This is a genomic window from Bacillus mobilis, from assembly GCF_001884045.1.
Taxonomy (GTDB): domain Bacteria; phylum Bacillota; class Bacilli; order Bacillales; family Bacillaceae_G; genus Bacillus_A; species Bacillus_A mobilis.
Genome location: NZ_MACF01000136.1, coordinates 52,601 through 69,458, shown reverse-complemented (window position 1 = coordinate 69,458; position 16,858 = coordinate 52,601). Strand labels below are relative to the sequence as shown.

At 36.8% G+C, this 16,858-nt stretch carries 12 protein-coding genes; 6 read left to right on the top strand and 6 right to left on the bottom strand.

All coding sequences use genetic code 11. From position 1 onward, the window contains the following. Positions 1 to 47: 47 nt before the first annotated feature. The 3 genes from BAQ44_RS26540 to cydA all read right to left on the bottom strand — a co-directional run bounded on the left by BAQ44_RS26540 (position 48) and on the right by cydA (position 4,151). Positions 48 to 1,406 (bottom strand): arsenic transporter, encoded by a 1,359-nt coding sequence (locus BAQ44_RS26540; RefSeq protein WP_071724695.1) that lies wholly within the window; start codon positions 1,404 to 1,406, stop codon positions 48 to 50. 371 nt (positions 1,407 to 1,777) lie between these two features. Next, on the bottom strand, positions 1,778 to 2,803 hold the full coding sequence (locus tag BAQ44_RS26535) for a cytochrome d ubiquinol oxidase subunit II (protein WP_000544166.1): 1,026 nt from the start codon (positions 2,801 to 2,803) through the stop codon (positions 1,778 to 1,780). Further along, entirely contained in the window at positions 2,796 to 4,151 is a 1,356-nt protein-coding gene (cydA, locus tag BAQ44_RS26530) for a cytochrome ubiquinol oxidase subunit I (protein ID WP_061679355.1), read from the bottom strand. Before cydA ends, BAQ44_RS26535 begins: the two co-directional genes overlap by 8 nt. Before the next feature lie 257 nt (positions 4,152 to 4,408). On the opposite strand from cydA, the gene BAQ44_RS31230 reads away from it, so the two are divergent. Both BAQ44_RS31230 and BAQ44_RS26520 read left to right on the top strand, forming a co-directional pair. Next, positions 4,409 to 4,558, top strand: a complete 150-nt coding sequence (locus tag BAQ44_RS31230; protein ID WP_000283173.1) for a hypothetical protein — start codon at positions 4,409 to 4,411, stop codon at positions 4,556 to 4,558. Positions 4,559 to 4,649: 91 nt separating this feature from the next. Next, the gene (locus tag BAQ44_RS26520; protein WP_071724693.1) at positions 4,650 to 5,735 is read left to right on the top strand and encodes a transcriptional regulator; all 1,086 of its coding nucleotides are present in this window, start codon (positions 4,650 to 4,652) and stop codon (positions 5,733 to 5,735) included. Between the two features lie 61 nt (positions 5,736 to 5,796). Here the strand turns inward: BAQ44_RS26520 and BAQ44_RS26515 are convergent, their stop codons facing one another. Then, complete coding sequence (locus BAQ44_RS26515; protein WP_071724692.1) at positions 5,797 to 6,681, bottom strand: LysR family transcriptional regulator; 885 nt, start codon at positions 6,679 to 6,681, stop codon at positions 5,797 to 5,799. A 135-nt stretch (positions 6,682 to 6,816) separates the two neighbouring features. Between BAQ44_RS26515 and BAQ44_RS26510 the strand changes: the two genes are divergently transcribed. The 4 genes from BAQ44_RS26510 to BAQ44_RS26490 all read left to right on the top strand — a co-directional run bounded on the left by BAQ44_RS26510 (position 6,817) and on the right by BAQ44_RS26490 (position 15,003). Then, positions 6,817 to 8,817: a YhgE/Pip domain-containing protein gene (locus BAQ44_RS26510; protein ID WP_071724688.1), complete on the top strand. Its 2,001-nt coding sequence runs from the start codon at positions 6,817 to 6,819 to the stop codon at positions 8,815 to 8,817. A 506-nt stretch (positions 8,818 to 9,323) separates the two neighbouring features. Beyond that, complete coding sequence (locus tag BAQ44_RS26500) at positions 9,324 to 12,350, top strand: isopeptide-forming domain-containing fimbrial protein (protein ID WP_071724687.1); 3,027 nt, start codon at positions 9,324 to 9,326, stop codon at positions 12,348 to 12,350. 23 nt (positions 12,351 to 12,373) lie between these two features. Then, positions 12,374 to 14,074: a SpaH/EbpB family LPXTG-anchored major pilin gene (locus tag BAQ44_RS26495; RefSeq protein ID WP_071724685.1), complete on the top strand. Its 1,701-nt coding sequence runs from the start codon at positions 12,374 to 12,376 to the stop codon at positions 14,072 to 14,074. Between the two features lie 110 nt (positions 14,075 to 14,184). Further along, a complete protein-coding gene (locus BAQ44_RS26490; RefSeq protein WP_071724683.1) occupies positions 14,185 to 15,003 on the top strand; it encodes a class C sortase in 819 nt (272 codons plus the stop codon). A gap of 50 nt (positions 15,004 to 15,053) precedes the next feature. Here the strand turns inward: BAQ44_RS26490 and BAQ44_RS26485 are convergent, their stop codons facing one another. Next, positions 15,054 to 15,434, bottom strand: coding sequence for a VOC family protein (locus tag BAQ44_RS26485; RefSeq protein WP_071724682.1), 381 nt, complete (start codon positions 15,432 to 15,434; stop codon positions 15,054 to 15,056). A 42-nt stretch (positions 15,435 to 15,476) separates the two neighbouring features. Then, positions 15,477 to 16,634 carry an acyltransferase gene (locus BAQ44_RS26480; RefSeq protein ID WP_071724681.1) on the bottom strand — a complete coding sequence of 386 codons (1,158 nt, stop codon included), beginning with the start codon at positions 16,632 to 16,634 and terminating at the stop codon, positions 15,477 to 15,479. Between the last annotated feature and the right edge of the window lie 224 nt (positions 16,635 to 16,858).

Genomic DNA, 16,858 nt, shown 5'->3' with positions numbered 1-16,858 from the left:
ATAATCAGTGGGGGATGAAGAAAACCCCCACTGATTAAAGTTTCACTTTATAAGGCGAAGAAGAGATGTACCCAGTAGTATAAGAGGAATAATGTGACGACTGTTGTGAGAGGAATAACGATAAGGGATACACTTAAATAGTCTTTCCATTTTACTTTAATTTTGTTTTGTTTCAGGATATACATCCAAATGAGGGAAGCTAGTGTACCGATTGGTAATAATAGTGAACCGATGTCACTACCAATAATGTTTGCAAGATAGATAGTTTTTAATGTGACTGGGTCTAGTCCCATTTCTGTTAATGTGATTGTACCAATCATAAGTGCAGGATGGTTATTGAAGACGTTAGAGAGGAGGGAGACGAGTCCGCCCATTGCAAAGCTAGCATAGAGTAGATGTTGACTTACAACTGGTTCAAGCCAATTTACTAGCGCCGTTGTTAATCCTGCGTTATGAAGCCCGTAAATAATGACATACATAGAGAAAGCGAAAATCAAAATGTGCCACGGTGTCTTTTTTAAAATATCGACAGGGTTCGTTCGTAAGTAGTACCATCTCCAGATGAGAAGAATGAGTGAACCGAGTACAGCAACAATTTCGATTGGAATCGATAAGAAGGATGCAACGAATAGAAGACAGCGCATAAGGAAGACGAAGCCTAATACTTTTAGCATGAATTTTGTCCGTTTTTGTTTCGTATCAACTGAATTTTTTCCTTTTAACGGATGGAAGTTTTTCGTGAAGAATATTTCTTCGATATCATATGAAGAAACAGGTAATCTTTCTGGTAGTTTTTTCTTTAAAACTGTATACATAAGCCATGACATAAACAGTAGTCCTAATGTTGCAGGTACAAACATCATAGCTGTGTGCATATAAAGAGTCATATTCACAATATTTAATGCGATTAAATTTACGATATTACTTACACCAATTGGTGCACTAGAGGCAGTGGCGATTAAAGCACCACTTAATAAATAAGGGATTTGTTGATGAGGTTTTAACTTAAGGTTTCTCAGTAGTAAAATTAGGATTGGCGTTGTAATTAAAATACTACCGTCGTTATTGAATAAAAGAGTCATAAGAAAACATAATAATTGAATATACCAGTATAAACGGCGACCGGAGCCTTTTGCTAAATTTGCAAGTTTCGCTGCGGACCAGTGGAAGAAGCCGAAGCTTTCTAATATAACCGCCATAACGATGGTCGCTAATATTGTTATAGAGGCACCGCCAATTTTACTAATAATGTCCATGACGTCTGGTCTTGATACAAGTCCAGTAATCAAGATAATGCCAGCGCCAATTGCTGCCGGCCAAGCCTCATTTAAACCACGAGGTCGCCAAAAGATAACAATCATCGTTAAGAAGAATACAATAATAGTAATCCATATTTCAATGCTCATATTTTGCCTACCTTTCTATTTTCCCTTGAACAAATGTAGCTTGTCTCAAGTTTGTATTGATAGTATATTCAGCAAAAAATAAGAAGAACTAGACGTATAATGGAATAAAGCGAATATGTGTTTTTCAAGCTAAAGGACAAGTGTCACGAATAGCGAAATAACTATTGTGAGAGGAGTCTATAAATTAGTGGGGCGATAAGATAGTAAATGAAATTTATATGGGTGATTATGGAGATATATCAGCGCAACGCAAAATATATCAGCGATTCTTGAAATATATTAGCGATTTTTAAAATATATCGACTGATCGACAAAATATGACAAAAGGAGCCCATCCCAAAATGCCTTTTGGAACAGACTCCCCGACTATATTATTTTTCCTTCAAAAAAGTTCGATCCTTCAAGAATAAATTCCAGAAGAAAATAAATCCTGGTAGTAAAATTGCGATTCCAATTGCGTATAGAATAAGCAATGCATAGAATGTTTCTGTCGTTGTAAAGCTTGTAAATACAGTTACATCGGGATAAATAATATACGGTAAATGCGCGACACCGTAAGCGTAACTTGCAAATGCATATTGAGCGACGACTGCTAAAACGGCGATGCGAGGGTATCCTAGTGTGCCATACTTCTTGTTTGTCCACCAAAGAGAAGAGTACCCGATAACGAATAAAACGATAGAAACTGTAAACCATGGGAATTGCTTTATGAGTCCTTGCATAAGCCAGTGTGTTTCCGGATCCATTACAACGAGGGCGATAATCGCCGTAACGAGTGTTGCAGGACCAAGGATAATGGCGTTTCTTCTATAAATTCTATACGAATCTTCTGAACCTTGCTCTCTCGCAAAATCAGCAAGAAAGAGAGAGGAGAGAAATAGTTCCGAAGTTAGCCCGAAGAGCATATAGCAGTAGATAACCGGGCTAGAAAGAAGTTTTCCATATAGAAGTACTTCTTTTCCTTCAGACATTGTAATATAAGCTCCCTCTGTAACGGGTAAAACGGTAATTAATAAGGCTGGAATTAAGAGCCCAGTAATACCTGAAATCACCCGAAGGAGGAATTGATACTTTGGCAGAGAGTAGGCAAATACCATGAATGTACTACGAATTGCGATGAGTATTAAAATTAACATAACTGGCACGAACATCACTGTCGCAAGGGTGAAAGCAGCTTTCGGAAAGAAGCCAAGAAAAGCGACAACGACAAAGACGAGAAATGTATTTGTTACTTCCCAGGTTGGTGATAAGTATCGATTGGCAAGCTTGGCAGCGAGAGTTGGATGTTTTGCGTATACCATGCCCCAAAAACCTGCTCCAAAATCGATGGACCCTAATATACTGTATACGAAAATAAGAGCCCATAAGATGATGATTGCAATACTTTCCTCATGCACGAGAATCGCCTCCTTCGTGATGTAAATCATTTGTAAGCGGATGTTTCTTAAAGAATGTCCGTAGTACAAAAACTGTTAAAATACCGAGTCCAATATATAAAATGATGAATAGAATAAATAAAGGACCGACAAAATCAGCGCGTGTAGAAGCGTCGACTGTACGTTGCATACCATAAATGGTCCACGGTTGACGACCACTACAGCTGAAAATCCATCCGAATTCAATACCGAGCATCATAATTGGTCCACATGCGGCAGCTCCCCAAAGAAGCCACTTCGGTAATTCTGTTCCCTTTTTTCGGTAAACAAAGTACCAATATAAGAGGGCAATTGCTGCAACTGCAAAAGTAAAGGCAGCGGTGCCGACCATTAAGTTGAATAGTGTATGTGTATAAAATGGTGGCCATGTTTCTTGTGGGAATTCCTTGAGTCCTTTTACGACGGTGCTAGGATCGAGTCCCACTAGTAGGCTAAGCATGTTCGGAATTTCTAGTGCATAGTTTAGTTCAAGTGTGTTAGGATCTACAACTCCGCCAATTGATAACGGTGCATGTGATGTTGTTTCAAATAAAGCTTCAGCAGATGCAAGTTTTTCAGGGGAATGCTTATGTAAGGCAATCGCTGATTCGTGTCCCGAAAGCCACATCGTAGCACCTGTAATAAATGTCACGACGAGACCTAACAGTAGTCCCTTTTTGTGATATGCCACTTCACGTTTACTTAAATTCTTCTTTAATAATTTAAATCCAGCGATAGAGGCAATGACGGCAGCTCCAGTTGTATAGGCTGTAATCACAACGTGGAATGCGCTTGTGCCAAAACTCGGATTAAAGAAAGCTTTCCACGGATCAACGTTAAAAACTGATCCATCTGGCCCCATTGAAAAGCCTGCGGGTGTATTCATCCATGTATTTGCTGATGTAATAAGCACGGCAGATGCCGTGGCACCAATCATGACGAAGAATAGCGAGATTAATCTCATGAATGGAGGTAGTTTATCAGCTGCATATACATAAATGGACATGAACAAAGCCTCTAAAAAGAAGGCGAAAATCTCAATTTGAAAGGGAACAGAAATCACCTGCCCAACAATTTTGGCAAAACCAGGCCAAAGAAGTGAGATTTGCACACCAACAATTGTACCAGTTGGAATTGCTACACCGAGTAGGATGGCAAACGCCTTCGTCCATCTTTTCGCCATAATGGCGTAATCGGAATCTTTCTTCCAGTGATAGAGTATTTCACTTATAAAAATCATCAATGAAAGTCCCACGCCAAGTGTTGCAAAGATAATGTGGAATGCTAATGAAGAACCAAAAAATGCTCTTGCTAATGTTACCGTATCCATATGTAAACTCCTCTTCTTTTTTTGCCATTATTTTCTGATTGAATTGGAAGATTTATTCAAAAAAACTACCAAAAATATATATGTATTTAAAAAGTGGATATGGTAATATGTTGATTGAATATTCTAAATAAAAAGAAGTTAATGTTTAATAATATTTTGTTTGTTTTTTAGTAAGGAATATTTTATAATCTTTTATGCGAACATAAGTTCTGTTTTTTAAAGGTGAAGAAGTTTATGTGAAATGGAGAGGATGTTTTATGTATCCTGAAGTCATTAAAAAGATGGCATTTTCAAAAGAGCATAGAGATTTATTATTGAAGCTGTATAATAAAGAGATTACGCGTCGTGAATATGATCGACTTGTAGCATCGCTATATAGACCTTCTAAAGAGGCTTGTGAGGGATAGAGGAACGGGAGACAATCTAATAGATTGTCTTTTTTAAATTTGCGTATGTTCTGGTAAAATTAAGGTTAGCCTTAATGGGGAGGTGAAAAGATTGCGGAAACGTTTATATATAGGGATTGGATTTGTTCTCTTAATCGCTTTAGGTGGCATTGTATTTTGGGCGGCTATACAAGGAAACCGTACAGAACATTTTATTCTAAGACATATGGTGAATGAAAATGGGACACTTGCCACATATCGTTTAGCGGATACAAAGGCAGGTAAGGGTGAAGCGAAAGGTCGTGAAGCTTTATCGGAATCAGCAGGACTCTGGCTACAATATACACTCGATAAAGACGATCAAGCGTTATTCGATGAACAAGTTAAAGTTATTCAAAATAGTTTTGTACATAAGGATCAAATCGTTATATGGAAAATCTCTGAAAAGGGAGAAATGCAGTCAGCTACAAATGCACTTATAGATGATCTTCGTATTATAGAACAATTATATCGTGCTTATGAGATGTATAAGGAGGAGCGTTATAAAAACTTAGCAGATCAATTGAGTGACGCTGTAATTCGTTATAATAAGAAAGATAATTATTACGTTGATTATTATGATGCAGATGCAGGGAAACAAAATAATTTTGCAACTACATCATACTTAAATCCGCACGCATTCTCGTATATGAAGAAGTACGGTAAAGTTTCTGCACAGCAATATCAGGAAGTCGTTCAATTTTTAGCGGATTATCCAAGGCATGGCTGGGCATTCCCAAAAGAGTATAAAGAAGATGGTACATTTACGTACGATAAAGAAGTGAATCTTATTGACCAATCATACGTGGCATATCATCGAAGTTTAGGTGGCCTTTCATCAGATGCTTATTTGGAATTTATAAAGAAGAAGTTCCAAGAGGATGGAAAGCTATACGGTCGTTACAATTTAGAAACGGGAAAACAAACTGTGAATTATGAATCGCCAGCCGCTTACGGACTAACGATCTTGTACGTACTACAAACAGGTGATACAAAGTTTGCAAAGGAATTATATGATCATATGGTCACATTCCGAAATGGCAATGTATTTAGTAGATATTACGGCGGATACGTAACAGGTGAAAATAATAATACGCACATTTTTGATAACGTATTGCCACTTTTAGCGGAAATAGAATTGGAGAAGAATAAAAAATAGAAGGTGCTATCCCCTTTTGGGGTAGCACCTTCTATTTGTGTCGTTATGTATTGATATAATTTTACACCTTAATATTAGAGAAGTATTCAATCACAAACTTACGGAATTGCTGAGCAGTTTTCGATAAGTAGCGTTTCTTTGACCAACTTAAGCCGATAGTTCGCTCGCAATTTGGTTCAATAATACGTAACTTATTTAATGCTAAAGTAGAGTTTTTTAATAAAGTTAAACTTGGGACAAAGGCGATGCCGAGACCTTGCTTAATGAGGTCGCTAATCACGGTTGGTTCATCTACTTCAAAAGCGATATGTGGAGTGAAACCAGCTTCCTTGCAAAATTCATCTGTTAAGTGCCGAAATCCGTAACCAGTGTTCATACTAATAAATGGTTCATCTTTTACCTCATGCAGATGGATGCTTTCACGTCCTGATAAACGATGACCTGAAGGGACGACTAAGAAAATTTCTTCTGTAATAAGTGGTTCCCACATAATTTCCGCGCCTTCAATTGGTACAGAAGAAATGCAAAAGTCAATTTCTATATTATCTAGTTGTCGCTTCATAGAAGGAGTAGATGCGAGAAATTGTTGGAAGCGAACGTTAGGATGCTCTAGTAAAAAAGAACCGAGTAGTTCTGGTAATATTCTTGGAATAGAAACCGCCAGTGTAATAGAGCTTTGTTGTAATTCAGCTAAATCTTTAATTTCTCGTTCACCTTCACTTAATTCATGGAAAATGCGCTCTACTCGTTTTAAAAATACTTTTCCAAAAGAGTTTAATGTAATCTGTCGACCTTGGCGATCAAATAACGGGACGCCTAAGTCCTTTTCTAATCTAGCGATTGTTTTGCTGAGCGAAGGTTGTGCGATATGCAATTCTTCAGCGGCTTTCGTCATATGTTCTAATCGTGCAACTGTCTGAAAGTATTTTAGTTGAAGAAGTTCCATTTTGACGCTCCTTTCTATAGACCAAAAGGAATGAATTGATAATTAAAGATGTATTATACAGTATGGAAAGTGGCGTGTATAGTAAATCTGTTAAACCATTCTAATGGTGTTAAATTAGGAGAAGGAGTATGTTTCATGAATGGAATTCAACTTATATTTAAAGATTGGAAAGCGATGTGGCACCATAAACATGGACGTATCGCTTTAATTTTTTTATTAATCGTTCCTTTAATTTATTCAGGCTTCTTTTTAGCTGGATATTGGGATCCATATGGAAAATTAGATAAATTACCTGTTGCGATTGTAAATTTAGATAAGGGTGCTGCGATGAATGAAAAAACAATTCATGCAGGAGACGATTTTGTAAAAAATTTAAAAGAGAATAAAGAACTAGCTTTTCATTTCGTATCAGAAAAAAATGCGGATGAAGGGTTAAAAGAAGATAAGTATTATATGGTTGTTACGATTCCAGAGGATTTCTCTCAAAAGGTAAGTACACTTATGGATGAGAAACCAGAGCCAGCGCAGCTTCAGTACAAAGTAAATCCAGGTAAAAACTTTGTAGCAGCTCAAATTGGAACGACAGCTGTTGAAAATATGAAAACAAAAATTTCAAATAGTATTACGAAATCTTATACAGAAGGTGTCTTTTCAAAGTTCCAAGACTTAGCGCAAGGATTGAGTGATGCAAGTAATGGTGCTGAGAAGTTACATGAAGGCACGACAGATGCAAGAAATGGGGCCAATCAGCTTGCAGATGGAATTCAACGTTTAAGTGATGGGACATCAAAAGTGAAAGAGGGAAGTGAAAAACTTGCTGATAGCCAATCAGCCTTAACTGGCGGAGCAAACGAGCTGAGTCAAGGAGCGACCTCACTTCATAGTGGTATGGAATTATTGGCACAAGGTGAAAAAACTTTACAATCAGGGATTAGTGAATTAAGTGCTGGTACAAATGAATGGGTGAATGGAAGTGAGAAACTTGCTGAAGGGCAAGTGAAAGCGGACAATGCAGCGAATAGTGTAAAACAACAACTAGAAGAGTACGTGAAAAGTCATCCAGAAGTGCAGCAAGACCCTGCTTTTCAAAAGATCATTGCTACTTCTAATGGATTAGCTCAAGCAACAAGCACTTTAAATAATAGCCAACAACAATTGACACAAGGTGCGCAGAAGATTGCGGCTGGTCAGCATAAGGTTGAAGAGAGCATGAATACATTTGGTGTTAAGTTAAATGAGGCTACTACTGGAACGAAAAAGATCGCAGATGGTGCGGGGAATTTGGCTGATGGATTTACGAAGTGGGGTAACGGATATATATCCCTGCAAAAAGGTGTAAATCAGCTTGCGAGTGGCGGAACAGAGCTAAATCATGGTGCTGATCAGTTAACGAACGGACTTGTTAAACTTGACGAGGGCGCGGAAGAACTTTCTACGAAATTGGGAGAGGGTGCAGAGAAGATAGCGGACGTTCGCAATGATGATGCACGTAATACGATGTTCTCAGAGCCGGTTCAATTAGTGAAGTCGACAGTTTCTGATGTGCCTAATTACGGTTCAGGTATTGCACCATATTTCTTATCACTTGCATTTTATGTTGGCGGAATTATGGCATCAAATATTTTACCTCTTGGCCGTAGACAAAATATGAAGGTAAGCGGAACGGTACATTTTATTAATAAACTAGGACTGGTATATGTAATTGGACTTATTCAAGCATTACTTGTGGATGTGGTTGTGCTAGGAGTTATGAAATTAGAAGTTGCAAGTGTGCCACTCTTTGTTTTATCGAGTATCGTTATTTCCTTTACGTTTATGACGTTTATTCTTATGTTAGTAACGGTATTTGGTCTTGTTGGGAAATTCTTAGCGGTAACGCTTCTCGTCTTGCAATTAGCGACGAGCGGGGGGACTTTCCCAGGAGAATTAAATATAGCTGTTCTTAGCAAAATTGGACAATTTCTTCCAATGTCCCATTCTCTTAGAGGGCTACAAGATGTGATTTCTTTAGGAGATTGGTCTCAATTACAAATACAAATTTTAATATTGTTATGCTATCTCGTTGTTGCTGGCGGAATTGCTTGGATCACGAGTCATATACAACATAAGGAAACGAATGCAGAACAAGTTTCTTAAAATAAAAAGAAGTTATCCAATTTTTTGGGATAACTTCTTTTTGTTTTTCCTTTAGCAAAAAAGCATATTGTTTTATTTTTTTATATACCATTTTTATGGTGAGATTCTTTAATGGAATTTTCTATATATGTGCATTTAAAGAATTTTGAATATTCTAACATCGGAGTATACCAATTGTTAGAATATTATGGAAAAGTTTTTTTGAAATAAATATAATGAACGTACAAATTAAATGTTGGCATTGTTTTACATGATAGGAAAGGTATTCAAGTATTTTCAAGGTAGGAAGAGGAGACATACATAGTTTATATGTTGATTTGTTTGGATTTTTGACTGGATGATCATTCAGTAAATTTTTTTATACGTATAATGATGAACTGTTCCTTTTGAAACTACCAATCCTCACTCTTAATGATGTAAATTAATTTTCCTGTTTGAAATGGAAAGTACAATGCAAATGCCGTAGTAATAAGTCAAGAAATCTGGGGAGGAGTGGGATATCGTATATGAACATATGGAGGCGAAAAAAGAAGCTAAGAAGACAAAAATCCTTTTTAGTACTGTTGATGCTTTTATTAGTGTTCGCGGATATACCTATCAGTTTTATTGGCAACATGACGATGCATGCGGAGACAGATTCTATGCCGAAAGATACAGGTGCAGATTCTACAACAGAACGACTGAAAGGTACAGAGGCAGATTCTACAACAGAACAACCGAAAGGTGCAGAGGTAGACTCTATAACAGAACAACCGAAAGATATAGAGAGAGATTCTGTAAAAGAGCAGCCCAATCCAGAAACTGTGAAAGATTTTGATCCGGGTCCACCTTATGGGAAGAATGTAGCAAAAGATATTCCTGTAGAGGTTGAAGAGGAACGAATTGGTACATCTTCTTGGATAAAGGATATTGCACCAGCAAGTTTGGTGGATAATACATGCGTTCAGCAAAATAGAGTGATACTTAAAAATGGTGGATTTGAAAAGCCAAAGGTAACGAAAGACTTCTTTATTGATCAAGATAAAGTAGAGGGTTGGAGAACAACAGATAGTTATAAAGTAATAGAGATTTGGAGAACGAGAGATAGAATACCATTGTCTTCACCACTTCCAGCAGAAGGAGAGCAATTTGCCGAACTCAATGCAAGGGAGCCGGGTATGTTATATCAAGATGTGAAAACGACTCCGGGACAAACGATATATTGGCGATTAGCTCATAGGGGAAGAGATGGAAAAGACACGATGCGAGTTCGTATTGGATCAGCAAGTGCGAATATTACCTCCTTACCTACTATTCAAACGATGGAAGATGATAATAAAGTGTGGGGCCGTTATAGCGGGACTTATACAGTTCCGGCAGGACAAACGTTAACTAGATTTGGTTTTGAGGCTGTAAAAACATACGGAAATGCTCTATCCGTAGGGAATTTCCTGGATGATATTTTCCTTGGAACTGAACCTTGTGTTACGGCAACAAAATCTGTAAGCCCAGAAGGAAAAGTGTATGCCGGGGATGAGTTGACGTATACAGTGAATGTTAAAAATCACGGCGGAGATGTTGCCGGAGAAGCAATGTTCACTGACATGATTCCAGATGGAACCGAATATGTACCTGGTTCTATAAAAGTAAAATCCAATGGAACCGAAAAAGCTATAACAGATGCAGAAGATAATGACGCAGGCTTTTATAAGGATAAGAAGATCACTGTTAAATTAGGAGACGTACAAAATACGGAAGAGGATCCAAATGGAATTACAGTTCAATTTAAAGTAAGGGCTTTACCAAGTTATATTGGAAAGCAAGTTACGAATAAGGCAAGAATAGATTATGGCAACTTGTTGAAGGGCTCAAAGGAATATACAAACTCCAATGAAGTTGTAAACGAGGTTATTGCAAGAAATCCTGAAATAGAGTCAGTTAAAGAAGTGAAAAATGTACAAGGTAAGAGTAAATATGAAGTCGGAGATACAATTGAGTACACAGTTAAAATGCGTAACAAAATTGAAAATAGCATTGCGAAAAAGATTGTAATAGAAGATCCATTACCAAACGGGGTAGATTATGTACCAGGAACGATTAAGGTAGATGGCAAAGCGGTAACGGACGCCGTAGACCAAGATAGCGGCCATTATACGACAGGGAAAGTTGTTGGGAATTTAAGAGATATCACAGATACGGGATGGCATACGGTTACTTTCCAAGCGAAAGTAAAATCGGATCAGTTAGATAAGACCATTCGTAACGTAGGAAAAATAACAGGTGAGAATATTACGCCGCAAGAACCAGAAAAAACGATTGTAATAGAACCGAAAGATCCGAAGTTAGAAACGGTAAAAGAAGCGAAAAACTTACAGCAAGGTAAGAGCGTATATGAAGCCGGAGATACGATTGAATATACAGTAAAGATGCGTAATAACATGGCAAGTAGCGTGATAAAAAACGCTATCATTGAGGATCCGTTACCAGAAGGTATGGAATATGTACCAGGAACAATTCGAGTAGATGGAAAAGCTGTAACAGATGCCGAAGATACTGACAGCGGTCATTATAAGGCTGGAAAAGTAATAGGAAAACTCGGAGACATTCGAGATACAGAGTGGCATACAGTAGTGTTCCATGTGAAAGTGAAGACAGACCAAGCAGGGAAAGAAATCGTAAATAAAGCTAAGGTAACAGGAGAAAACATTACACCGCAGGAACCTGAAAAACTAGTGAAAGTAGATTATAAGAATCCGAAAGTAGAATCAACAAAAGAAGTAAAGAACTTACAGCAAGGTAAGAAGTATGAAGTGAAAGACACGATTGAATATACGATTAAGGTTCGTAATACGGTCAAAGATAGCATCATAAAAAATGCTTTAGTAGAAGACCAATTGCCAGAAGGTGTGGAATATGTACCGGGAACAATTCGAGTAGATGGCAAGGTAGTAACAGATGCCGAAGATACTGACAACGGTCATTATAAGGCTGGAAAAATAATAGGGAAACTCGGAGACATTCAAGATACAGAATGGCATACAATCGTATTTCAAGTGAAGATAAAAGATGGTTATGAAGATAAGAAAATACTGAACGTAGGTACGGTAACAGGAGATAATATTTCTCCCCAAAAACCGTCGGTAGAAATAGCGGTGGAACCTCCTCCGTCAGGGAAGATTGAAATTGAAAAAGTAGACGCAAAGGATCATACATTGAAACTGAAAAATGCAGAGTTTCAAATTATTGATAAAGATGGCAAGGTAGTTGGAACTTTAATAACCGACGAAAATGGGAAAGCAATTTCTGAACCGCTAGTATTCGGTAAATATGAAATTAAAGAAATAAAAGCACCGACAGGTTACATGATTTTGAAAGAGTCAATCCAGGTAGAACTTACATCACCTTTGCAAAAGTTGAAAGTAGAGAACAACAAGAGTGAATGGGTCATTCCGAATACAGGAGGATTTGGAACGAATCTTATTTACTTATTTAGCACATTACTCATTGTGTTAACGCTACTTCTCTATTTCCGAAAAGGGGACAGTAATTTATAAAATATAAAGGGGGCAATACAAGTATGAAAAAGGTATTTAGTATGGTTTTAGCATTTATATTAATGTTTTCAACGTTGCCAAGCGCATTTGCAGCGAACGAGGTTAAAACGAAGGGATCTTTAACAATTCACAAATATGCGCATGAAAAAGATGGGCAAAAAGGTGAAGAAGGAACTGGTGAACCTGGCCAGAAAGTTCCTGAAGGGGCAACACCGATAAAAGGAGTAAAGTATGAAGTTGTAAAAATTGCAAATTTTAAAGTGATTGAAAGAAATGGAGAAATCGTAAAAGAAGCTGTTGAGAAAGTTGACAATGCAACGCCTATTAGCGACGTAACAGGTGATGATGGTACAGTAACTTTTAAGGACCTTCCAATCGGCCGTTACTTAGTGAAAGAAGTTAGTGGTCCAGATAACGTAAATATAAATACAGAGCCATATACAATTGATATTCCAATGACTGATAAAGAGGGTAAAAAGTTAAACTACGATGTTCATATTTATCCGAAAAATGAAATCAAGCGTGGAGCAGTAGAATTAACGAAAGTAGACGATGCAGGCAAGCCATTAAAAGATGTAGAATTCACGTTATATCACAAAGGTACTGATAAAGTAGTAGTAGATAAAGCAGGAAAAGAATTAACGGGTTTAAAGACAGATAAGGATGGTAAAATCCGTGTTGACGGTTTATTGTATGGAGAATATTACTTCAAAGAGTCAAAAGCGCTAGAAGGATATGTTTTAGATCCTAAAAAATATGAATTCAAAGTTGAAAAATCAGGTGCATTCCCGAAAGATGGTCAAGCAGGCTATGGGGAAATTGTAAAACTAGATAAAATTACAAACTATAAAAAACCGACAATTGATAAGAAGATTAATGGTAATTTAAATGGTTTACCAATTAACGTAGATGAAGAATTCACATATGACATTAAGACGACATTACCAGGTGATATTCATAAATACAAAAAATATGTGATAACAGATAATGTCGATCCGAAATTAACAATTATTGGTACGCCAATTGTTACAATTGATGGTGAAAAGGTATCTTCTGACGTAGTGAAAGTAACACTAGGTGAAAAGACTCCTGCAGGTCAATTAGTAACAGTTACTGTAGAGAATTTTAAAGCTTTAGAAGGTAAAAAAGAACTGCACTTACAAATTAAGGCGAAAGTAAATGGAGATATTAACGGCGGAACAGAAATAAAAAATATAGCAAAAATTGATTATGAAACTGGTGATGAAGTAACGCCGCCAGACGAGGAAACAACAACGCCCCCTGTAACGGTTATAGTAACTGATGGTAAAATTTCATTGAAAAAAATTGACGGTGACACTAAAGAAGCTTTAAAAGGTGCAAAATTCGAATTACGAAAAGATGGTAAAGTTGTGAAAGTAAAAGGTGTTGACGTTGTTGGTGTAACTGATGAAGCGGGTATGATTAATTGGGGCAACATCCCTTACGGTGAATACGAAATCGTCGAAATTGAAGCACCAACTTATAAGAATGATAAAGGTGAAGTGAAATCTTATCAAAAATTAAGAGAAGCTATTAAAGTAACAATTAATAAAGATAACCAAACAGTAAATTTAACTGTAGAAAATAATAAGAGTGGCTGGATCCTTCCTGCAACAGGTGGAATTGGGACAATCCTCTTCACAGTAGTTGGCCTTGTATTAATGGGCGCAGCGTTCATGTTCTTAAGAAGAAAAGCTCAATAAGCGTACGAGTATAGGGGGAAAAGAGGGAGAAAGAATATCTTCCTCTTTTCGCTATTTATGGGCAGTAGTGAGATAAGTGAAACCACATATGCATAATAAAGGGGTATATTATGAAACGTAATATTATTTTTGGATGCATCTTTTTAGTGGGACTTAGTATTTTTTTATACCCGACGGTGAGTAATTGGTTAGCGACAAGAGCGCATTATTCTGAAGTAAGTACATATGACAAAAAGGTGAAAGAGCTGCAAAGTGAAGAGATTGCACGTAAAGAAAAAGAAGCGAAAGAGTACAATGAGAAACTACAAAATGAGAGACAGACTGTTACAGATCCATTTAGCTCAGAGGGAAGTGGAAATTCTAGTTCTTATGTAGATATGTTGAATGTAGGAGAAGTAATGGGCTATGTAGAAATTCCTAAAATTAATGTGAAGCTTCCTATATATCATGGGACGTCTGAGGATGTTTTAAGTAGAGGGGTAGGTCATATAGAGAATTCCTCCTTGCCAGTTGGTGGAGATGGAACACATTCTATTTTGACTGGGCATAGGGGATTACCATCTGCTGTACTATTTACAGATCTGGATAAATTAGAAGAGTCGGATGTTTTTTATATTCATTCTTTAGATAAAGTATTGGCATATAAGGTAGATCAAATTAAAGTAGTGCTCCCAGAAGAAACGGATGATTTAACAGTTGCTGAAAATCAAGATTATGTGACGTTAATTACATGTACGCCATATGGTGTGAACACGCATAGGTTGCTCGTTCGAGGACACCGTGTTCCTTATGATCAAAAAGAAAAAGAAGAGATTAAGGAAGTTGTTGGAGTAGATAAACGAATGATAGGAGCAGGCGCTATTATTGTAGGCGCATTTCTATTCGCTTTATATAGAAGAAAGAAGCGTAAAGTTATAGAGAAAATATAAAATGGTTCTCCTTTCAATTGATATCCATGAAAGGAGAACCATTTTTTCTGTTACTTGCGTTGCATTACCGCAAAGTAATTGTTTTCATTATCAGCAAAGTTAAATGCTCTACCAGTAGGTAAATCTACAACTTGTCCAACTGTAACATTTTTCTCAGAAAGATCTTTATACAGTTGATCTAAGTTATTAGAGAAGAACATAAGTGAAGGCGTATGTAAGTTTAATTCAGGTTGCATCTTCGCAATTAACGCTTTATCGTGAAGGACGATGCTGGTGCCTCCTTCTTTCGTTGGTGCAATTTCAATCCAGCGAAAGCCTTGTCCGTTATTTTCTTCCGCAATAATTTGGAATCCTACTGTCTCAGTCCAAAATTGTACTGCTTCATCTTGATTATTTACATATAACATAATTTGTCCAATTTGATTAATCATAGGTGTGTCCTACTTTCTTTTCTTGTATGGAATTCTATTATATCAAAGATATGGTTTGAATACCTTTTCGTGATTTTTTCGAAGTATAATCTTAGCCCATCTCACATTTTTCGTAGGTGAAGGTCCTGCAATCCACGTATGAAATGGTAGTGTACTGCAAATGACCATTGCTGAAATTGAGATTGTGGCCGTTATTATAAATAATAATAGGCTATATATTATTGTGTTTTCTTGCAGTGTGAATAAAGAAAGAAATTTTGTACATAGTTGCAAGAAGAAAAAGTGAGCTAAATAAGCACCGTACGTGTAATTCCCGATAAATCGTAAAGCTTTATATAAGAAACCGCGTCGCTGTACGATTGTAATAGACAGCACGTAAAGTATAATAATTTCGCATACGATATATAAAAACATAGACGGTTTTAAATAAGTCGAAACGGTTAAATGAATCGAGTTGGCTCCGTAAAAACTAAATAACTCATAATTGATGAATAGAAATAAGATGAAAAATAACATTGTTATAAGCGGGATATGTTTCATGACAAATGTACGCCACGTTTTGAGTGCTACAGCAGCGATTCCTCCCATGACGAAATAGAATGAGTAGAAGAAGAAGGAACGATCTGTATAATGTAAAATGGTTGAGCTAGTCAATTTCTCTCCATTAAAAATGTAGTGAGAAGAATACCACATTAAGAGGAAATATAGAGAAGCAAAGATGGTCATATATTTATATATGTCTTTTTTATTTTCTGTTCGTTTTTGAAACCAATAAAATAGTGTGCACAGCAAAGGGAACAATAAGTGAATTTGGAACATCATAATCACGTACCAAAGATGGGGCGCGGCTGTTCCGAGTAATAAACTTTTGATTCCGCTTTGTAGTGTAATCATATCGTTTGTTGTTAATAAGTAAAGAATAGACCAGAAGAAATAAGGAATGAGTAAATGTGCGGCTTTTTCATAAATGTATTCTGTGTAGGCTAGTTGCTTCGTATATTGCCGAATTAAGTGAAAGCCGACGATAAATATGAATGCAGGTGCTGAAAATTTTGCAAGGTTAAATAGCATCCCCATAATAAGGGATTGCTCAAGTAAAACATTTCCTTGATTCATTGTATATAATAAGGAACTTTGCAAAACGACAGCAAGAAATGCAATACTTTGCAAAACTTTAAATTCTGGTGCGCTTTGAGTCATTAGATCCATCTCCTTTTCCATACATGATTATAGTACGGAGAATGGATGATGGGTGTGGAATATTTGTGAAGATTATAACAAATTTGTGGCGGAATAGATTATATCGACGATTTTTCGGATATATCGTTCATAACGTCAAATATATCAAAGATTTTTTCAATATATCGACGTTTCGACAAGGGATATCGACTTATCAACAAATAACGACAAAAAGAGGATGCTCC